General features: G+C 37.8%; 23 protein-coding genes and 6 pseudogenes. 8 read left to right on the plus strand and 21 right to left on the minus strand.

The genetic code is table 11. The features are described from left to right. Nucleotides 1-51 precede the first annotated feature (51 nt). The 4 genes and pseudogenes from KA717_16925 (at nt 52) to KA717_16940 (ending at nt 3616) form a co-directional block, all read left to right on the plus strand. Nucleotides 52-993, plus strand: a pseudogene (locus KA717_16925) (IS630 family transposase). A 145-nt stretch (nt 994-1138) separates the two neighbouring features. Then, a complete protein-coding gene (locus tag KA717_16930) occupies nt 1139-2023 on the plus strand; it encodes an IS1 family transposase (protein ID UXE64057.1) in 885 nt (294 codons plus the stop codon). Between the two features lie 55 nt (nt 2024-2078). Beyond that, nucleotides 2079-3360 (plus strand): annotated as a pseudogene (locus tag KA717_16935) (ISKra4 family transposase). A gap of 103 nt (nt 3361-3463) precedes the next feature. Beyond that, complete coding sequence (locus tag KA717_16940; GenBank protein ID UXE64058.1) at nt 3464-3616, plus strand: hypothetical protein; 153 nt, start codon at nt 3464-3466, stop codon at nt 3614-3616. Nucleotides 3617-3667: 51 nt separating this feature from the next. Here the strand turns inward: KA717_16940 and KA717_16945 are convergent. Continuing rightward, nucleotides 3668-3889, minus strand: a pseudogene (locus KA717_16945) (helix-turn-helix domain-containing protein). Between the two features lie 125 nt (nt 3890-4014). Here KA717_16945 and KA717_16950 point away from each other — a divergent pair. After that, the gene (locus KA717_16950) at nt 4015-4458 is read left to right on the plus strand and encodes a hypothetical protein (GenBank protein UXE64059.1); all 444 of its coding nucleotides are present in this window, start codon (nt 4015-4017) and stop codon (nt 4456-4458) included. Between the two features lie 410 nt (nt 4459-4868). Here KA717_16950 and KA717_16955 read toward each other — a convergent pair. From KA717_16955 to KA717_16965, 3 genes and pseudogenes are all read right to left on the minus strand, one after another. Next, nucleotides 4869-6204 (minus strand): annotated as a pseudogene (locus KA717_16955) (IS5 family transposase). A gap of 370 nt (nt 6205-6574) precedes the next feature. Next, nucleotides 6575-7912, minus strand: a pseudogene (locus KA717_16960) (IS5 family transposase). A 641-nt stretch (nt 7913-8553) separates the two neighbouring features. Next, on the minus strand, nt 8554-9633 hold the full coding sequence (locus KA717_16965; GenBank protein ID UXE64060.1) for an IS1 family transposase: 1080 nt from the start codon (nt 9631-9633) through the stop codon (nt 8554-8556). A gap of 208 nt (nt 9634-9841) precedes the next feature. On the opposite strand from KA717_16965, the gene KA717_16970 reads away from it, so the two are divergent. After that, entirely contained in the window at nt 9842-9970 is a 129-nt protein-coding gene (locus KA717_16970; protein UXE64692.1) for a hypothetical protein, read from the plus strand. A 135-nt stretch (nt 9971-10105) separates the two neighbouring features. On the opposite strand, the gene KA717_16975 is transcribed toward KA717_16970, so the two are convergent. The 5 genes from KA717_16975 to KA717_16995 form a co-directional block, all read right to left on the minus strand. Beyond that, the gene (locus tag KA717_16975) at nt 10106-10399 is read right to left on the minus strand and encodes a hypothetical protein (GenBank protein UXE64061.1); all 294 of its coding nucleotides are present in this window, start codon (nt 10397-10399) and stop codon (nt 10106-10108) included. A 1005-nt stretch (nt 10400-11404) separates the two neighbouring features. Further along, nucleotides 11405-11725, minus strand: a complete 321-nt coding sequence (locus KA717_16980) for a type II toxin-antitoxin system PemK/MazF family toxin (GenBank protein ID UXE64062.1) — start codon at nt 11723-11725, stop codon at nt 11405-11407. Then, nucleotides 11719-11901 carry a hypothetical protein gene (locus tag KA717_16985; protein ID UXE64063.1) on the minus strand — a complete coding sequence of 61 codons (183 nt, stop codon included), beginning with the start codon at nt 11899-11901 and terminating at the stop codon, nt 11719-11721. Before KA717_16985 ends, KA717_16980 begins: the two co-directional genes overlap by 7 nt. Nucleotides 11902-12138: 237 nt before the next feature. Then, nucleotides 12139-12453, minus strand: coding sequence for a HigA family addiction module antitoxin (locus KA717_16990; GenBank protein ID UXE64064.1), 315 nt, complete (start codon nt 12451-12453; stop codon nt 12139-12141). A 6-nt stretch (nt 12454-12459) separates the two neighbouring features. Further along, nucleotides 12460-12741 (minus strand): type II toxin-antitoxin system RelE/ParE family toxin, encoded by a 282-nt coding sequence (locus KA717_16995; GenBank protein UXE64693.1) that lies wholly within the window; start codon nt 12739-12741, stop codon nt 12460-12462. A gap of 159 nt (nt 12742-12900) precedes the next feature. Between KA717_16995 and KA717_17000 the strand changes: the two genes are divergently transcribed. Next, on the plus strand, nt 12901-13116 hold the full coding sequence (locus KA717_17000; protein ID UXE64065.1) for a hypothetical protein: 216 nt from the start codon (nt 12901-12903) through the stop codon (nt 13114-13116). Continuing rightward, the gene (locus tag KA717_17005; GenBank protein UXE64066.1) at nt 13116-13373 is read left to right on the plus strand and encodes a type II toxin-antitoxin system RelE/ParE family toxin; all 258 of its coding nucleotides are present in this window, start codon (nt 13116-13118) and stop codon (nt 13371-13373) included. Before KA717_17000 ends, KA717_17005 begins: the two co-directional genes overlap by 1 nt. A 416-nt stretch (nt 13374-13789) precedes the next feature. Here KA717_17005 and KA717_17010 read toward each other — a convergent pair whose 3' ends face one another. The 12 genes and pseudogenes from KA717_17010 to KA717_17065 form a co-directional block, all read right to left on the minus strand. Next, nucleotides 13790-14119: a DUF5615 family PIN-like protein gene (locus KA717_17010; GenBank protein UXE64067.1), complete on the minus strand. Its 330-nt coding sequence runs from the start codon at nt 14117-14119 to the stop codon at nt 13790-13792. After that, nucleotides 14103-14339 (minus strand): DUF433 domain-containing protein, encoded by a 237-nt coding sequence (locus tag KA717_17015; GenBank protein ID UXE64694.1) that lies wholly within the window; start codon nt 14337-14339, stop codon nt 14103-14105. Before KA717_17015 ends, KA717_17010 begins: the two co-directional genes overlap by 17 nt. 134 nt (nt 14340-14473) lie before the next feature. Further along, nucleotides 14474-14911, minus strand: a pseudogene (locus KA717_17020) (DUF29 domain-containing protein). 125 nt (nt 14912-15036) lie between these two features. Next, complete coding sequence (locus KA717_17025) at nt 15037-15372, minus strand: type II toxin-antitoxin system PemK/MazF family toxin (GenBank protein UXE64068.1); 336 nt, start codon at nt 15370-15372, stop codon at nt 15037-15039. Then, nucleotides 15365-15556 carry a hypothetical protein gene (locus tag KA717_17030; GenBank protein UXE64069.1) on the minus strand — a complete coding sequence of 64 codons (192 nt, stop codon included), beginning with the start codon at nt 15554-15556 and terminating at the stop codon, nt 15365-15367. The genes KA717_17025 and KA717_17030 overlap by 8 nt, the downstream gene beginning before the upstream one ends. A 162-nt stretch (nt 15557-15718) precedes the next feature. Next, nucleotides 15719-15940 (minus strand): type II toxin-antitoxin system HicB family antitoxin, encoded by a 222-nt coding sequence (locus KA717_17035; GenBank protein UXE64070.1) that lies wholly within the window; start codon nt 15938-15940, stop codon nt 15719-15721. Between the two features lie 2 nt (nt 15941-15942). After that, nucleotides 15943-16170, minus strand: a complete 228-nt coding sequence (locus KA717_17040; GenBank protein UXE64071.1) for a type II toxin-antitoxin system HicA family toxin — start codon at nt 16168-16170, stop codon at nt 15943-15945. A gap of 183 nt (nt 16171-16353) precedes the next feature. After that, nucleotides 16354-16674 carry a type II toxin-antitoxin system PemK/MazF family toxin gene (locus KA717_17045; protein ID UXE64072.1) on the minus strand — a complete coding sequence of 107 codons (321 nt, stop codon included), beginning with the start codon at nt 16672-16674 and terminating at the stop codon, nt 16354-16356. Then, nucleotides 16668-16850 (minus strand): hypothetical protein, encoded by a 183-nt coding sequence (locus tag KA717_17050; GenBank protein ID UXE64073.1) that lies wholly within the window; start codon nt 16848-16850, stop codon nt 16668-16670. Before KA717_17050 ends, KA717_17045 begins: the two co-directional genes overlap by 7 nt. 191 nt (nt 16851-17041) lie before the next feature. Continuing rightward, nucleotides 17042-17371 carry a DUF5615 family PIN-like protein gene (locus KA717_17055; GenBank protein UXE64074.1) on the minus strand — a complete coding sequence of 110 codons (330 nt, stop codon included), beginning with the start codon at nt 17369-17371 and terminating at the stop codon, nt 17042-17044. Beyond that, nucleotides 17355-17591, minus strand: coding sequence for a DUF433 domain-containing protein (locus KA717_17060; protein UXE64695.1), 237 nt, complete (start codon nt 17589-17591; stop codon nt 17355-17357). The genes KA717_17055 and KA717_17060 overlap by 17 nt, the downstream gene beginning before the upstream one ends. A gap of 703 nt (nt 17592-18294) precedes the next feature. Next, nucleotides 18295-18477 carry a hypothetical protein gene (locus KA717_17065; protein ID UXE64075.1) on the minus strand — a complete coding sequence of 61 codons (183 nt, stop codon included), beginning with the start codon at nt 18475-18477 and terminating at the stop codon, nt 18295-18297. Nucleotides 18478-18557 lie beyond the last annotated feature (80 nt).

Genomic DNA, 18557 nt, shown 5'->3' on the forward strand with positions numbered 1-18557 from the left:
AAATAAGAGATAATATAGTAAAAATAGAAAAAGTAGTCAAGAGGCTGAGAAATGATTAAGTTAGAATTTACGGAAGAAGACAAAAGACTGTTGTCTTACGGTCGGTTTAATCACCCGCATCCTAGAGTACAGCTAAAGATGGAAGTTTTATGGTTAAAAAGTCAGGGATTATCTCATCAAAAAATTGCTCAATTCGCAGGAGTTTCAGTAAATACGGTGACAAGCTATATCCGTGATTATCAAGAGGGCGGGATAGAAAAACTAAAAGAAATAAAATTTAATCGCCCGAAAAGCGAGTTAACAGAGCATCAAGGGAAAATTGAGGCATATTTTGAGTCAAATCCACCAGCAAAAATAAATGAAGCAGTAAAAAGAATAGAAGAATTAACGGGAATAAAAAGAAGTCCAACGCAAGTCAGAAAATTTTTAAAGTCAATAGGAATGAGGTGTCTAAAGGTGGGAACATTTGCATCAAAAGCAGATGTAGAAGCTCAGGATAGCTATAGAGAAAAAGAGCTAGAACCAAGGCTAGAAGAGGCAAAAGCAGGAAAAAGGGCAGTTTTCTTTGTAGATGCCTCTCATTTTGTAATGGGAGCATTTGTAAATTTTATATGGTGCTTCAAAAGGATTTTTATTAAGTCACCATCAGGGAGAAAACGTTTTAATGTGTTAGGAGCATTAAATGCAATTACCCATGAAGTAATTATGGTAACGAACAGTTCTTATATTACGGGAACTCAGGTTTGTGAACTCCTAGAAAAGATAGCAGAATTAGGACTATTAATACCGATTACGTTGGTATTAGACAATGCTCGTTATCAAAAATGCCGAATTGTGCAGGAGTTGGCAGAATCATTAGGAATAGAGTTACTGTACTTACCTCCTTATTCTCCTAACTTGAATTTAATTGAAAGACTGTGGAAGTTTGTGAAAAAGAAGTGTTTATACGCAAAATATTATGAAGATTTTACGCAGTTTTCTGCAGCAATTTGGAACTGGTATCGTCTGATCAAAGTTGGAAAAAGTTATGGCGTAAGGCTTTGAGAAAATAGAAAAATAGTTTAAGACTAAACATCGGCCCGTTTTTATTATACTATTATTATTGTCATTATATCAAAGAAGAAGGAAACAGAAAACAATGTCAATATTAAAGAAAAGCTCTATGGAAATCCTGAATAATGTTGGCTTGTGCCAAGAGAAAGAGGATGCCTTATTCAAGGACAACTGTCCTCATTGCTATAGTGAAAACGTAAAAATACATTCTCATTATCAAACGAAAGGTAACGGGGAACGTAAAATGTTCATTTGTCAAGAATGTAGTTCTTGTTTTGCTGAGACTTATGGTAGCGTAATCGCTGGCTTAGAAACCCCATTAAGTGAAATTGTAAAAGTATTAAAAGCCAGAATGGAAGGAATAGGATTAAATGCAGCAGCTCGAGCATTCGGCTACGCGAAAACAACAATATTGAATTGGGAAAAGAAATTATCAGGATTACAAGAGACATTATTTTTATACGCCTTAGTGAATGAATTTGTTAAATTAGTAATAGAAGGGGATGAACTATACACAAAAGTTGGAAAAAATAAAGAAGCAAGTGCCTCTGAGGGGTGGACAATCGTGCTCATGGACAGGGCTAGCCGCTTTATTTGGCATTTAAAATGTGGTCGAAAAGAGCAGAAATTATTTCTAGAAGCAATGATGACGGTAGCGGAATTATTTGAAAGGAGTGCAGAATCTCTCCAGTTATTTACAGATGGAGAAAAGCGATATAGTCAACTGCTATTTGATATTTGTCACGAAGTATTAAGGACTGGAAAGCGAGGTCGTCCCACCAAAGTATTACCGAAGGGTCTTGTGGTAAGACTAAAAAATAAGAGTAGTAAACGTCGAGATTCTGAGGGTAAACTCAAGAAAGTAGAAACTCCGAAACCAGAACATCCTGAGACAACAGAAAAACCAGAAGAAAAGGACGTCCATGCCAACCACGTTGAGGCATTTAATAGGGGTGTGACCTTTAGTTGATGAAGGAAAAGAAAAGTGTTAACATGAGATGAAAAGTGACAAAGAGGAAACAATGATGACAGCAAAACTAATTAATGTAGAGGGTTCAAAGATAAAAATAGAACTAACATTAGAACTCAGTCGTTCAATGTTGGATACAGAAATAAATATTCAAAAAGGCTTAAACGAAGTAGGTTGCATCGCCAGCAAAGAAGCCTTGAAATATTTAGATACAGATGGTTCACCCTTAAAAATCGGTGAAGAAATCTGGAAGAGTAAGGGAGAGCAACCGAAAGAATATCAAACACCTTATGGTGAGGTTATAGTGAATCGTCATGTATATCAGCGTTCACCTTTGAGGAAAAACGTATTGCCCCTTAGAAAGAGAAGCAAGGATAATCATAACATCAACGCCATTATTGGCAAAACAGGTATCCTCAAAAATGTCAGGGATGGCAGGCAAAGAGGTGAAAAATGATTTATTAGAAAATCATGGTAGAAAAGTAGCGCTATCCTATATCCAAAGATTGAGTGAAGCAGTAGGAAGTGTGGTACAGGCAAAAGAAGAAGCGTGGAGTTATGCCCCGCCCAAGGAGGATAGCCAAATTGCAACAGTGGGAATAGGATTAGATGGAACCTGTATGCTGATGTGTGAGGATGGCTACCGTGAAGCAATGGTGGGAACCGTTTCCCTATACGATAGTGAGGGAGAACGTCAACAGACAATCTATCTAGGTGCGGCACCAGAGTACGGAAAAAAGAGTTTTCTAGAAAGATTGGAAAGAGAAATTGAGCGAGCGAAAAACCGTTATCCAGAGGCAAAATTTGTCGGTATAGCAGACGGGGCAGAATCAAATTGGAAGTTTTTAGAAAAGCAGACGGAAGAACAGATATTAGATTTCTATCATGCCTCTGGTTACTTAGGAGCGTTGGCAGAAGCGTTGCATCCGAATACCGTGTCAAAACAAAAAGAATGGTTGACTGAAAATTGTCGAGAACTCAAGCATGAAAAAGGAAAAGCAGGAGAACTGCTAAATCTGATGAAAGAAGTCAAAGAAGAAAAAAGTCATTCTAAGAATCTTACCGAGAAACTACAAGCGGCGATTACTTATTACGAGAATCATCAGCATCAAATGGATTATGCTGAATACTTAGAGAAAAAGTATCCGATTGGTTCAGGTGTTACGGAAGCAGCTTGTAAGACGTTGGTCAAACAACGATTATGTTGTTCAGGAATGCGATGGAAGGAAAAAGGAGCAGGAATTATTTTGAGCCTACGAGCTTTGGTATTGACCAAGGAACGATGGAGTCAATTTTGGGCAAAACTTGATCAATATGGGTTCCCTGTAGAACCCTGATTACAACAGCTTTTATCAACTAAAGGTCGCACCCTTTAATAGTGCTATCCGACGCTATTTATCTGCCTTTCGTCGTCGTACAAATACTTATGCTAAATCGGTTGTGGGATTACAGCGAGTCCTAGATATTTTCTGGATGGTTCATAACTTTGTTCGCAGCCATTTTACTACGAGAAAAGTTCCTGCTGTAGCTCTCGGTATAATTGAAAAAGGGTTAACTTGGGAGGACTTACTCCAAATTCGCCTGATTTCTTGAACATCCCGTATTGCAACGTTTGTAGCTTCTAGCTAGACGATACCAGTGCCTTATTTCTTTTAGTTTTTCTATCCCGCCCTCTTGATAATCACGGATATAGCTTGTCACCGTATTTACTGAAACTCCTGCGAATTGAGCAATTTTTTGATGAGATAATCCCTGACTTTTTAACCATAAAACTTCCATCTTTAGCTGTACTCTAGGATGCGGGTGATTAAACCGACCGTAAGACAACAGTCTTTTGTCTTCTTCCGTAAATTCTAACTTAATCATTTCTCAGCCTCTTGACTACTTTTTCTATTTTTACTATATTATCTCTTATTTTTAAAATTCGCAACTTGTGACCGTGTTCAGTATATCTCAATAAAATTCCCCTACGAGACCAACAGCCTGCTTTGTTGGTTAACTGGTGCGAGCTGAAAATCTACCGCGAATCCGATGCTCAACTTCTTTATCACAAGAGTTGGATTACCAATCATTTTCTCACCCCTCACATCGTTCTTGATGTCTGTCGTGCTGGACGGACTCGTTGGCGTACTGAGAACGAGAATCACAATATTCTCAAAAATCGAGGCTATCACTTAGAGCATAATTTTGGGCATGGTAAACAACACCTCGCCTCTGTTTTGCTTACCCTGAATTTGCTGGCTTTTCTCTTGCACACGGTTTTAGGTTTGGTTGATGAACGTTACCAGAGAATTCGCGTCCAACGCGGCACTCGTAAGGGATTCTTTCAAGATATTCTCTCTTTGACCAAATATCTGTTCTTTGAAAGCTGGCATCATCTTTTAGATTTTATGCTTGATGACTCAGTTTCTCTCGCTGTCTCGAATTCTTCCTAGTTGATTAATTGGCAATTTTCATAGCAAAACCCTTGCCAGTAAACACATTGAGCTTTTTTGTGCCTTTGGTTACATTCTAAATTTGGAATTGCTGGCCACTTTCCCCTTCAATCTCCAAAGTGATCGCCTCCTCCAATCTCATTCCCACAAAAAGCGATCACTATTTTTAAACAATGCTAAGTAGGGCTTGCTGAAAAAGTCAAAAAACGAAAGAAATGTGGGTTAGGGAAGTATGGACTGAAAAAGCATAGATAACTTATCCTTATGGAAACAAATCAAAATACAGATTTTGTTTAATCTATTGTTCCTTTCTGTCTAAAAAGGTCAACACAAATCACTCCTCACAAAAGAGAGGAAAATTAACACCATTTTTCACAAGAAAAACGACTCTACAACTTTTTACTTTTTGTCTTCTGAAGTAGAGTAGAAAGATTCATTACCAAAAAGTTCATCGCAATTACCGTTTCCGAGGTCTCAGGTAGTTTGGCCATCACTCGACCAAGACTAAATTTCCTCTTTCCCTGTCCGAATTTACCCTCAATGGCATTACGCACTCTTTCATCTGAGCGTGCCTCTTTCTTTTTTTCTTTGCTCACCTCTTTCGGCGGTCTTCCCAATCGGGGACCACTCATTCTTATATCCCTTTCTTTACAATAAGCTCGATTCGCTTTTGTTCGATAGATTTTATCCACATGAACCGATTCCGGATAACATCCTGTTTCCCTTTTATATTCTTCTATTCGCGCTTGTAAATCTCCCGATTCGTTGTAATTATCCCAACTTAATTTGTCTAAGAAGACAAAGCCATTCACATTACTTGCCGATATTTTAGCTCCAAACTCTACTGCTTTTCCCGCTTTTCCACGCACTATTGGACGCACGTGAGGTTGGCTTACACTCACAATTCTGTTTTCTACTTTATTTGTCTTTTTTTCATACATTTCTAACTGTTGCTCATACACTTTTCCTATCGTTACAAGCTCTTCTTGCTCTTTTTTCGTTAGTTTTTCTAACTTTGCTCCCTCTTCTATCATTTTTTCTATATCAGACAAGTTTCTTTTTATATATCCTAGTTGTTTTTTTGTTCCTTTTCTTCTTTCTTTTTTTGACACACGACGTTTTTTTGCTATGGCTAAGTACTCTTTTCTTGCCACTTCCCTATAAGTCCTCGGCTTTTCTTTCCTTTTCTCTTTTATTTCTTCATACAGCTTATCTATTATTTTTTCTGTTTTTTCTCTGGCATCATTCAATATTCCTATATCCGTTGGATATTTTATATCTGCTGGTGTACAAGTCGCATCTAACAATAACTTTCCTTCATTTTCTTTTTTTTCTGACGCTACACCCGTCGCTTTTTTTCTATTTCTTTATTAATTTTATTTATTAATTCCATTCCTATTTTTTTACGAAAATGAACCATCATTGACGCATTAAATGCTTCTTTGCTACTATAGCTTTCCATTCCTATAAAGTACTGTAAATAAGGGTTCTCTTTTATTTGTTCTACTGTTTCTCTGTCACTTTTTCCTGAAATTTCTTTGATAATTAATGCTCCTAATGCCATTCTAAATGATTTGGCTGGGGCTCCTTTTTTTCTGTGAAGTTTTTTGCATATTCTTCCTCATATTCTTCCCAAAGAATCATTTTTGACATTTCTATCCAACGATTTTCTTCGTCTAACTGCCCGCCGAACAGATTTTTCAAGTTTTCTGGTGTTTCAATTGAGTACTGTTGCTTTCGGTACATCTGCTTTCTCTCTTCTTAATGCAATGGTTTTGAGGCATTCTACCCTATTTTCGTGCATTCTAGCGGTTCTTAATTCGCCTACTATTTTTCTCCGTAAAGGTTTCAGCTTTTTTCAGCAAGCCCTAAGTAAGTGGGCTTAATTAGGGCTTGCTGAAAAAGTCAAAAAACGAAAGAAATGTGGGTTAGGGAAGTATGGACTGAAAAAGCATAGATAACTTATCCTTATGGAAACAAATCAAAATACAGATTTTGTTTAATCTATTGTTCCTTTCTGTCTAAAAAGGTCAACACAAATCACTCCTCACAAAAGAGAGGAAAATTAACACCATTTTTCACAAGAAAAACGACTCTACAACTTTTTACTTTTTGTCTTCTGAAGTAGAGTAGAAAGATTCATTACCAAAAAGTTCATCGCAATTACCGTTTCCGAGGTCTCAGGTAGTTTGGCCATCACTCGACCAAGACTAAATTTCCTCTTTCCCTGTCCGAATTTACCCTCAATGGCATTACGCACTCTTTCATCTGAGCGTGCCTCTTTCTTTTTTTCTTTGCTCACCTCTTTCGGCGGTCTTCCCAATCGGGGACCACTCATTCTTATATCCCTTTCTTTACAATAAGCTCGATTCGCTTTTGTTCGATAGATTTTATCCACATGAACCGATTCCGGATAACATCCTGTTTCCCTTTTATATTCTTCTATTCGCGCTTGTAAATCTCCCGATTCGTTGTAATTATCCCAACTTAATTTGTCTAAGAAGACAAAGCCATTCACATTACTTGCCGATATTTTAGCTCCAAACTCTACTGCTTTTCCCGCTTTTCCACGCACTATTGGACGCACGTGAGGTTGGCTTACACTCACAATTCTGTTTTCTACTTTATTTGTCTTTTTTTCATACATTTCTAACTGTTGCTCATACACTTTTCCTATCGTTACAAGCTCTTCTTGCTCTTTTTTCGTTAGTTTTTCTAACTTTGCTCCCTCTTCTATCATTTTTTCTATATGAGACAAGTTTCTTTTTATATATCCTAGTTGTTTTTTTGTTCCTTTTCTTCTTTCTTTTTTTGACACACGACGTTTTTTTGCTATGGCTAAGTACTCTTTTCTTGCCACTTCCCTATAAGTCCTCGGCTTTTCTTTCCTTTTCTCTTTTATTTCTTCATACAGCTTATCTATTATTTTTTCTGTTTTTTCTCTTGCATCATTCAATATTCCTATATCCGTTGGATATTTTATATCTGCTGGTGTACAAGTCGCATCTAACAATAACTTTCCTTCATTTTCTTTTTTTTCTGACGCTACACCCGTCGCTTTTTTTTCTATTTCTTTATTAATTTTATTTATTAATTCCATTCCTATTTTTTTACGAAAATGAACCATCATTGACGCATTAAATGCTTCTTTGCTACTATAGCTTTCCATTCCTATAAAGTACTGTAAATAAGGGTTCTCTTTTATTTGTTCTACTGTTTCTCTGTCACTTTTTCCTGAAATTTCTTTGATAATTAATGCTCCTAATGCCATTCTAAATGATTTGGCTGGGGCTCCTTTTTTTTCTGTGAAGTTTTTTGCATATTCTTCCTCATATTCTTCCCAAAGAATCATTTTTGACATTTCTATCCAACGATTTTCTTCGTCTAACTGCCCGCCGAACAGATTTTTCAAGTTTTCTGGTGTTTCAATTGAGTACTGTTGCTTTCGGTACATCTGCTTTCTCTCTTCTTAATGCAATGGTTTTGAGGCATTCTACCCTATTTTCGTGCATTCTAGCGGTTCTTAATTCGCCTACTATTTTTCTCCGTAAAGGTTTCAGCTTTTTTCAGCAAGCCCTAATTAATTGTTAGATGGTGGAACAGGCTAGAAGCCTGTGAACGGGCAGGATGCCCATCCCACGTTTTATATTTAATTGCAACCAGCTACTTATAGTCAGAACAAAGAGTTTTAGGTGCAAGAATGCAAGTTAAAGACCTAAGTGTTGACGATTTTAAGTTTTTGATTCAAGAAACTGTTACGGAAACAGTTCAATCTCTACTAAGTGATCCAGATGTTGATAAATGACTTAAGCCTGAAGTAGCTCAGTCTCTAGCTGACTCTTTACAGCGAACTCGAAACGGAGAACGCGGGATTTCTGCGGAAGAAGTAGCTCAAAGATTAGGATTAAGTTGGTAATGCGTCACCGTATAGAATTTACCGATAAAGCCGTTGAAGGTTTGGAGTCGCTTACGGCAATGGTTCGGGAGCGTGTCTTTAAAAAAATTCGTTGGATGAGTGAAAATTTTGATGATATTAGACATCAAGGGCACTGGTATCGTCTAGCTAGAAGCTACAAACGTTGCAATACGAGAGGTTCAAGAAATCAGGCGAATTTGGAGTAAGTCCTCCCAAGTAAACCCTTTTTCAATTATACCGAGAGCTACAGCAGGAACTTTTCTCGTAGTAAAATGGCTGCGAACAAAGTTATGAACCATCCAGAAAATATCTAGGACTCGCTGTAATCCCACAACCGATTTAGCATAAGTATTTATACGACGACGAAAGGCAGATAAATAGCGTCGGATAGCACTATTAAATGCCTCAACGTGGTTGGCATGGACGTCCTTTTCTTCTGGTTTTTCTGTTGTCTCTGGATGTTCTGGTTTCGGAGTTTCTACTTTCTTTAGTTTACCCTCAGAATCTCGACGTTTACTACTCTTATTTTTTAGTCTTACCACAAGACCCTTCGGTAATACTTTGGTGGGACGACCTCGCTTTCCAGTCCTTAATACTTCGTGACAAATATCAAATAGCAGTTGACTATATCGCTTTTCTCCATCTGTAAATAACTGGAGAGATTCTGCACTCCTTTCAAATAATTCCGCTACCGTCATCATTGCTTCTAGAAATAATTTCTGCTCTTTTCGACCACATTTTAAATGCCAAATAAAGCGGCTAGCCCTGTCCATGAGCACGATTGTCCACCCCTCAGAGGCACTTGCTTCTTTATTTTTTCCAACTTTTGTGTATAGTTCATCCCCTTCTATTACTAATTTAACAAATTCATTCACTAAGGCGTATAAAAATAATGTCTCTTGTAATCCTGATAATTTCTTTTCCCAATTCAATATTGTTGTTTTCGCGTAGCCGAATGCTCGAGCTGCTGCATTTAATCCTATTCCTTCCATTCTGGCTTTTAATACTTTTACAATTTCACTTAATGGGGTTTCTAAGCCAGCGATTACGCTACCATAAGTCTCAGCAAAACAAGAACTACATTCTTGACAAATGAACATTTTACGTTCCCCGTTACCTTTCGTTTGATAATGAGAATGTATTTTTACGTTTTCACTATAGCAATGAGGACAGTTGTCCTTGAATAAGGCATCCTCTTTCTCTTGGCACAAGCCAACATTATTCAGGATTTCCATAGAGCTTTTCTTTAATATTGACATTGTTTTCTGTTTCCTTCTTCTTTGATATAATGACAATAATAATAGTATAATAAAAACGGGCCGATGTCTAGTCTTAAACTATTTTTCTATTTTCTCAAAGCCTTACGCCATAACTTTTTCCAACTTTGATCAGACGATACCAGTTCCACATCAAGGGTTAAGTGCTAATTTAAGCGGTTTGTTTAAACTTAGAATTGGCGATTATAGGGTGATATATTCTTTTGATGATGAGTTTATTACGATTCATCAAGTTGGTCATCGTCGAGATATTTATTCTGATTGTTTTGGTTTAATCTTTCTTGGGTTAATTCCCCGCTGCTTGCAGCGAAAAATTTAAAGTTGCAATGGAAACCGTCGGTTTGCGAGCAAAACATCTTCCATACCCCGTCCGCTTGCGGCGGGGAAATTTTGATTTATGCCCCATTTCCTACAAGCGATCGCCCCTTACCCTAAAATAAAAAGCGATCGCTATCTATGAATCTGGAGTGAGACGGTTAAGAATTTCCGTTAGTTTTTCATCCATTTGTTCAGATTGAGTCATGTAATAAGCCTGAGCCTCGTAAAAATCCGCTTGGGCTGCCGCTAAACGAGCCATCCATTCAAACACATGAGCGCGGTCACGACGTTGATGCTCTAAAATCTTCTTCATTTCCGCACGATCCTGCTTGGCCTCGTCACGGTCTTGATTCATTTGGTGGGTCAACGCCTCAATACTTTTCGCATTGGATTCAATCAGTGCCTCAATACGTTCTAAGCGATCTGTCATCCGTAAAAATTTCCCTATTTACCTAGCTTCTTGATGTCAATATAACACAGCCCTCAAGTTTGTTATCAATTAGAAAGCACTTCCTCCTCAACAGTGATCGCCCCTTACCCAAAGATAAAAAGCGATCACCTAAAAATCACGATCCACAGTAATAGCGATCGCATACAGCAAAACCTTTAACAGATAGATAATTGAGGTGATCGCGCTTCATCAGAAAAAGTGATGGTAGTGACTTGACAATTAGCCAAAAACACAGTTAAAATGCTTTCATAAGATTCAGCAAAAACTTGAGTCGGCACGCAAGTAAGCCACAATCGAGGATAAAAAAGTGAGCCTGTCAAAATACGTAGTATCTCTTGCTATATCATTACCTACATACCTCGCTATATCATTACCCACAATTGCTAATGCTGCCTTTCCAGTTGGGCAGTGGGAGGCGAAATTCTATGTAGCTGGCAATGGAGCAACCTTTTCCAGTTGGGGGGGAACGTCCCCTCCTAATGGTTCTCTCTACTCTACACATGGTATTTGCATTTCTAGTACAGGCCAATGGTACGGAACTTCCTTCGCATGGCAAGGTTATTGGTTCATGTCAGGTCTGGATGTTCATTTACACGGAAACACTGCCCCACCTTTAACGTGGATGGAGTCAATGGAATTAACTTATATTAACCCAACACTCATGACTGGATATCTACAGGAATGGAAGGTTACTCCCCCCCCCATTGACAATAGATATGCCACAACAGCATGGACGTTTAAATCAGCGACGTGCCTTCCACCGGCGTAAGCCGTAGTATGGGTCAACAGAATGTGCGATATAGCTTGGAAGTGTTTCTCGGTCTTAGTGCGATCGCCGATCTTGTAACTTGGATTAAGGAACGCAACTATGGGAAATGATAACCTCATTGTCGAGTTACTGCAATCACTTTCTCTGATGAAGCGCGATCGCCCTTTACCAATTCGATAAAAAGCGATGCTAAAACCGAACAAATTCAGTAACAATCAGTAGTGAAAAAATTCAACCAATCGATCAGCTGCTACCATTGCTAATTGTTCGTCAAGACTGCCAATTTTGGCAACAATTCGGATCTTGTCAATCGCTCTAATTTGATCTAAAGCGATACTCCCTCGCACATTTTCTTGATCAATTTTGATTCTAGTCGGGTAATTTTTAACAGTACTGGTAATTGGCGCAATAACGACTGTTCTTAACCGAGCATTAATCTCACTGGGAGAAACAACAACACAAGGTCGAGTTTTTTGCAGTTCAGACCCCCTAGTTGGGTCAAGTGCTACCAATACGATCGCAAATCTTTCTACCATTGATTTTCTCGCTCAAACTCGTTTTCTACCTCCAACCAATCCTCTAACTCAGTTTCAAGAGGGGCATCGTCAAACAACTCAGCCCAGCCTTCTCTTACCTTCTTTTTAGCACTCAGAATAACCCTTTTATCCTCAACTATCGCCTCAACTTCCTCTGTGAGTTCACATTGTTCCATTATTGCTTGAGGAATTGTAATTGCTTGGGAATTACCGATTTGTACGATTTTCAGCAACATTTTGACGACCAGATAAACATACGATAATTATATCAATTGATGCTGATCATGGTGCGATCGCCCTTTACCCGATGATAAAAAGCGATCACCGTTTTCCCCTTTATCTTACAAAAGAGATCGCCCCTTACCCAAAGATAAAAAGCGATCGCGATCTGCAATTATAATCCTATTGGAAAATCAGGCAATTTGTTCTGAGATACGGGGCTGAATTTGTTGGATAATTTCATCACGGTTAGGTAATATTTTCAGATCATACATTGCTTGAAGATTAAGCCAGGAAGCAGCATCACCACCAAAATAACGGGCTAATCTTTCCGCAGTATCAGCCGTAATAGAACGACGTTCTTTAACAATTTCGTGAATACGAGACGCAGGAACATTTAAGGCTAAAGCTAAAGCATTTACACTCATATTAAGAGGAACAAGAAAATCTTCCAGCAAAATCTCGCCTGGATGAACGGGACGCATTTGATTAATTGGACGGTTAGTCATGGTTATTTACGAATGATAATCAATAATTTCAACATCAACAGGGCCATTATTTGTCCAGATAAAACATAATCGAAACTGGGAATTAATCCGAATACTGTATTGTCCTTTTCTGTCGCCTTTTAAAGCTTCAAGTTGGTTGTCTGGTGGAGAGCACAGAAATTCTAAGGTTTGGGCCGCATCCAATTGAGTTAATTTCCGAATTGCACTATCTTTGAAAGCACGAAAACGAGGTGGGTCTCCTCCTTCAAAAAGAGATCGCGTCTGCTTGCATCGGAAAGATTGAATCATATTCAAATGTTATTCCGTTTCGCGTAATAGCGCAAGGGCGATCGCCGTTTTCACCTTCACCTTCCAAAAGCGATCGCCTCCTCTAATCTCATCCCCACAAAAAGCGATCACTATTTTTAAACAATGCTATAGTCAGAACAAAGAGTTTTAGGTGCAAGAATGCAAGTTAAAGACCTAAGTGTTGACGATTTTAAGTTTTTGATTCAAGAAACTGTTACGGAAACAGTTCAATCTCTACTCAGTGATCCAGATGTTGATAAACTACTTAAGCCTGAAGTGGCTCAGTCTCTAGCGGACTCTTTACAGCGAACTCGAAACGGAGAACGGGGAATTTCTGCAGAAGAAGTAGCTCAAAGATTAGGATTAAATTGGTAATGCGTCACCGTATAGAATTTACCGATAAAGCCGTTGAAGGTTTGGAGTCGCTTACGGCAATTGTTCGGGAGCGTGTCTTTAAAAAAATTCGTTGGATGAGTGAAAATTTTGATGATATTAGACATCAAGGCTTAAGTGCTAATTTAAGCGGTTTGTTTAAACTTAGAATTGGCGATTACAGGGTGATATATTCTTTTGATGATGACTTTATTACGATTCATCAAGTTGGTCATCGTCAAGATATTTATTCTGATTAGTTTTAGTTTAATTATGCCCCATTTCCTACAAGCAATCGCCCTTTACTAATTCGATACAAAGCGATCACCAATTAAGAAAAACTTTGTAACTCGCACAAATGATCGCCTCTCACCCAAAGATAAAAAGTGATCGCCTCTACGAAATTAATTAGGGCTTGCTGAATAAGTATAGAACCCTTGCCAGATAATGCTTTCAAGCATTTTAAAAACGATCAGGTACAAGGTTATGTCCTTTGGAGGCTCAAAGCCCATGCACGTCGTTGGAAAACTGGGGGTTGAAATTGGAAACAACTCTCTGAAGTCACCATTTTTCGCCTCCTGTGGCATCTAGGTTCGTTTTGTGGACTTTTTCAGCAGACCCTAATTATAACGAGATCGCCCCTTACCCAATAATAAAAAGTGATCGCTGAAAAATATCAAGCAAGGATTAATATTGAGTTAGAATTATTAGAAAAATCCTTGATCTGTTCTTTATATTTTATGATTAATTGCAAGAGAATGTCACGATTACAATTCCCAATCCGAAGCCAAATTAATTTGGGTGGATAACCGTAAAGTAAAGCCCGTTGATAAAAATCCGAATCTTTAGAAATTACAGTAAAATTATTATGTTTGGCATATTCCCAAATTATTTCATCAGCAAATCCCTTCATCCCAATATCCCTAACGTGAAGACTATTAGGAAATTCAGTGATAAGTAAACGCGGCAATTTGGGGGATAAATTTTCATCAAACAGTAATTTCATCGGGAATAATCATTAGATGGCGATCGCGGTCAGCAGCAAAAGCGAAACAGGCTTGTATATCTTCTAAGGTTAGATCGGGAAAATCGTCTAAAACTTCCTCAATAGTCATCCCTCCCCCCAAGTAGTCTAAAACATCATTAACGGTAATCCGAGTATTAATAATACAGGGCTTTCCGCTACGAATGGAGGAGTTAATTGTAATTCTTTGACGATAATTCATCATTTTTTCTCAAAATTAACATAATAAACTCATTTTTGATCGCCCTTTACCTAATGATAAAAAGTGATCGCCAATGTTGATTCAGCTTATCTAACAACAAATTCCCTCTGAACAGGACAATTGCAGTGATCACACTAATTTTCCCAAATATCTTCATTTAAAATTGTCTCAATTGTTTGCTCAAATGGACACTCTTCTGGAAAAGAAACTTTTTGATATTCTTTTTTGACTTTTAATAAAGCCCGCTTCCAGGCATCATTAAAACTGATTTCCCATCGAGATTGAAGACTCGGTACTTAACTAATCAACAAATCAATTTCGGCTCGTTGATTACGAATTGTTCTTTCCCAACCATTGTAATCATAGGGAGAATCTACATAAAGACGTTTCAATAAATGTTCTAGTAGAACCATTAAACGAGAAATTAATTCTTTTTTCTGAGAAATCCCCAATGATTCAACCTCCTCAATTAAATTTTTAATATCTAAATTTTCAAAATCATGTTTTTTTAATTTACTAACGGTATCTTCCACCCACAGTAAAATATCTTTTTCATAAAGTGTGCTATCCATTTTTGTTCCTCTAAAGTTTTTCTATTCATTACTTATTTTATCTTTTTTGATAGCGATCGCCCTTTACCAATTCGATAAAAAGCGATCGCGTTTCATCCCTCAACCTGAAATAACGATCTCATTGCTTAGTCTTCATATTCTTCAGACTCCAATCCCAACCATAGGAGTAAGATAGCTTCTAAGCTTTCCATTTGCTCTGATGTTAGTTCACCCAATTTGCGTAAAAGTTTGGCATGGGGGATTGTAATCAGATTTTGTACATCAAATGCACCTTCTCGTAAAAATTTAGCTTTTACTTGGACTTCAAATCTGGAATCGCGTAAACTTGTTGTATGTGGTACTAGCGTTACTAATGCTCGATCTCTTTCTAGGGTGGGGATGCTGATCACTAAACATGGTCTGACTTTTGCAACATAACCGAGATCGACTAACCAAACTTCTCCGCGTTTGGGACTACTCATAAGCTAATTCTTCTTCATCTAGTGCCAGAAAGATGTCCTCAGCATTCAGCGTTAATTCTTCGTCAGATAATGGATCAAAGTCTAAATAAACTGTGCGTCTTAGAATTTCTGATAATAGGTCTAGTCTTTCTGAATATGTCAGATTGTCAAAGGTATTTAGAAGTTTTTGTACTATGGTAGTCATCGCTTTTCCCTAATTTTTATCTACAGCTTAACATAATCGCCCCTTACCAATGCGATAAAAAACGATCGCCACCCCCAAAAAATTGACTCTCCCAACAATGATCGCCGATTAAGGAAAAATTCGTAACTCACAAAGAGCGATCACCTTTTCAAAAAAATTGCTCTATACAGTGCTTAATGCTTTAACTTTTGCCATCTCTGTTTCTAGGTTGGGAAGTTTTTGGTTATATTTTTGGGCTGTTTCTAACCATAAATTTTTTACTATAATTAATTCCTGTAGGGTTTCTTCTAAGGTTTCACCTTGGGCTAAACAACCAGATAAGGCTGGAATTTCAGCCACAAAACCGCCTTCTTCACAGGGATAAATAATAATTGGATAATTCATGTTTACTTTTCTCCGATGATTTCAAGGACTCGACGAATATAAACAGATTTTACTTTTTTATTGTGAACAGGTATGACCAAAATAAGATCATTTCTTTTAAAAATGTGGTGGCTACCTGTAATTCTATCAAGGGAAAATCCTTCTAACTCTAGCAGTTTACAAATATCGCTAAATTTTCCGTTATTAGGACTATTCTTTAATAGTTCAAGTAGTTTATCTCTTTTAGACACGAGTGAATGCTATTCAATAATAAGCTTGAGCAGAAGTCTATCATAACCTAAAGCGATCGCCACTTTCCCCTTCACATCCCAAATAATGATCGCCGATTAAGGAAAACTTCTTAACCCCCAAAAGCGATCACCCTTTACCATTCGATAAAACGCGATGCTAAAACCGAACAAATTCAGTAACAATCAGTAGTGAAAAAATTCAACCAATCGATCAGCTACTACCATTGCTAATTGTTCGTCAAGACTGCCAATTTTGGCAACAATTCGGATTTTGTCAATCGCTCTAATTTGGTCTAAAGCGATACTCCCTCGCACATTTTCTTGGTCAATTTTGATTCTAGTCGGGTAATTTTTGATGGTACTGGTGATTGGCGCAATAACGACTGTTCTTAACCGAGCATTAATCTCACTGGGAGAAACAACAACACAAGGTCGAGTTTTTTGCAGTTCAGACCCCATAGTTGGATCGAGTGCCACCAAGACGATGGCAAATCTTTCTACCATTGATTTTCTCGCTCAAACTCGTTTTCTACCTCCAACCAATCCTGTAACTCAGTTTCAAGAGGGGCATCATCAAACAACTCAGCCCAGCCTTCTCTTACCTTCTTTTTAGCACTCAGAATAACCCTTTTACCCTCAACTATCGCCTCAACTTCATCTGTGAGTTCACATTGTTCCATTATTGCTTGAGGAATTGTAATTGCTTGGGAATTACCGATTTGTACGATTTTCAGCAACATTTTGACGACCAGATAAACATACGATAATTATATCAATTGATGCTGATCATGGTGCGATTGCCCTTTACCCGATGATAAAAAGCGATCACCGCTTTTCCCTTTACCTTACAAAAAGTGATCGTTGAAAAATATCAAGCAAGGATTAATATTGAGTCAGAATTATTAGAAAAATCCTTGATCTGTTCTTTATATTTTATGATTAATTGCAAGAGAATGTCACGATTACAATTCCCAATCCGAAGCCAAATTAATTTGGGGGGATAACCGTAAAGTAAAGCCCGTTGATAAAAATCCGAATCTTTAGAAATTACAGTAAAATTATTATGTTTGGCATATTCCCAAATTATTTCATCAGCAAATCCTTTCATCCCAATATCCCTAACGTGAAGACTATTCGGAAATTCAGTAGCTAGTAAACGCGGTAATTTGGGTGATAAATTTTCATCAAACAGTAATTTCATCGGGAATAATCATTAGATGGCGATCGCGGTCAGCAGCAAAAGCGAAACAGGCTTGTATATCTTCTAAGGTTAGATCGGGAAAATCGTCTAAAACTTCCTCAATAGTCATCCCTCCCCCCAAGTAGTCTAAAACATCATTAACGGTAATCCGAGTATTAATAATACAGGGCTTTCCGCTACGAATGGAGGAGTTAATTGTAATTCTTTGACGATAATTCATCATTTTTTCTCAAAATTAACATAATAAACTCATTTTTGATCGCCCTTTACCAATTAAGAAAAAAGCGATCGCACTACGAAATTAATTATAACGCGATCACTCTTTACCAACTCGATAAAAAGCGATCGCCTTTACAAAATTAACTATAACGAGATCGTCCCTTACACAATGATAAAATTGATCGCCTTTACGAAATTAGTTATAACGAGATCGCCCCTTACCCTAAAATAAAAAGCGATCGCCTTTACGAAATTAGTTATAACGAGATCGCCCCTTACCCTAAAATAAAAAGCGATCGCCTTTACGAAATTAGTTATAACGAGATCGCCCCTTACCCTAAAATAAAAAGCGATCGCCTTTACGAAATTAGTTATAACGAGATCGCCCCTTACCCTAAAATAAAAAGCGATCGCCTTTACGAAATTAGTTATAACGAGATCGCCCCTTACCCTAAAATAAAAAGCGATCGCCTTTACGAAATTAGTTATAACGAGATCGCCCCTTACCCTAAAATAAAAAGCGATCGCCTTTACAAAATTAACTATAACGAGATCGCCCCTTCCCCTAAAATAAAAAGCGATCGCCTCTACGAAATTAATTATAACGAGATCGCCCCTTACCGAAAAAACTGATCGCCTCTACGAAATTAAGGATAACGAGATCGCCTCTTACCCTAAAATAAAAAGCGATCGCCTCTACGAAATTAATTATAACGAGATCGCCCTTTACCCACTCGATAAAAAGCGATCGCCTTTACGAAATTAGTTATAACGAGGTCGCCCCTTACCCAAAGATAAAAAGCGATCGCCATTCCCAAAAAATTGACTCTCCCAAAATGATCGCCGCCTCCAATCTCATCCCCACAAAACACGATCGCCACCCCCAAAAATTGACTCTCCCAAAATGATCGCCGATTCCCAAAGAAATTGACTCTCCCAAAAATGATCGCCAATTAAGAAAAACTTT

Origin of the sequence: Woronichinia naegeliana WA131 (assembly GCA_025370055.1) — a bacterium.
Classification (GTDB): domain Bacteria; phylum Cyanobacteriota; class Cyanobacteriia; order Cyanobacteriales; family Microcystaceae; genus Woronichinia; species Woronichinia naegeliana.

Coding starts and splice junctions, on each gene's coding strand:
- KA717_16930 (UXE64057.1), top strand. CDS start 1,139: ATGTCAATATTAAAGAAAAGCTCTATGGAAATCCTGAATAATGTTGGC.
- KA717_16965 (UXE64060.1), bottom strand. CDS start 9,633: ATGTCAATATTAAAGAAAAGCTCTATGGAAATCCTGAATAATGTTGGC.
- KA717_16975 (UXE64061.1), bottom strand. CDS start 10,399: ATGACAGATCGCTTAGAACGTATTGAGGCACTGATTGAATCCAATGCG.
- KA717_16980 (UXE64062.1), bottom strand. CDS start 11,725: ATGGTAGAAAGATTTGCGATCGTATTGGTAGCACTTGACCCAACTAGG.
- KA717_16985 (UXE64063.1), bottom strand. CDS start 11,901: ATGGAACAATGTGAACTCACAGAGGAAGTTGAGGCGATAGTTGAGGAT.
- KA717_16990 (UXE64064.1), bottom strand. CDS start 12,453: ATGACTAACCGTCCAATTAATCAAATGCGTCCCGTTCATCCAGGCGAG.
- KA717_16995 (UXE64693.1), bottom strand. CDS start 12,741: ATGATTCAATCTTTCCGATGCAAGCAGACGCGATCTCTTTTTGAAGGA.
- KA717_17000 (UXE64065.1), top strand. CDS start 12,901: ATGCAAGTTAAAGACCTAAGTGTTGACGATTTTAAGTTTTTGATTCAA.
- KA717_17005 (UXE64066.1), top strand. CDS start 13,116: ATGCGTCACCGTATAGAATTTACCGATAAAGCCGTTGAAGGTTTGGAG.
- KA717_17010 (UXE64067.1), bottom strand. CDS start 14,119: ATGAAATTACTGTTTGATGAAAATTTATCCCCCAAATTGCCGCGTTTA.
- KA717_17015 (UXE64694.1), bottom strand. CDS start 14,339: ATGAATTATCGTCAAAGAATTACAATTAACTCCTCCATTCGTAGCGGA.
- KA717_17025 (UXE64068.1), bottom strand. CDS start 15,372: ATGAGTAGTCCCAAACGCGGAGAAGTTTGGTTAGTCGATCTCGGTTAT.
- KA717_17030 (UXE64069.1), bottom strand. CDS start 15,556: ATGACTACCATAGTACAAAAACTTCTAAATACCTTTGACAATCTGACA.
- KA717_17035 (UXE64070.1), bottom strand. CDS start 15,940: ATGAATTATCCAATTATTATTTATCCCTGTGAAGAAGGCGGTTTTGTG.
- KA717_17045 (UXE64072.1), bottom strand. CDS start 16,674: ATGGTAGAAAGATTTGCCATCGTCTTGGTGGCACTCGATCCAACTATG.
- KA717_17050 (UXE64073.1), bottom strand. CDS start 16,850: ATGGAACAATGTGAACTCACAGATGAAGTTGAGGCGATAGTTGAGGGT.
- KA717_17055 (UXE64074.1), bottom strand. CDS start 17,371: ATGAAATTACTGTTTGATGAAAATTTATCACCCAAATTACCGCGTTTA.
- KA717_17060 (UXE64695.1), bottom strand. CDS start 17,591: ATGAATTATCGTCAAAGAATTACAATTAACTCCTCCATTCGTAGCGGA.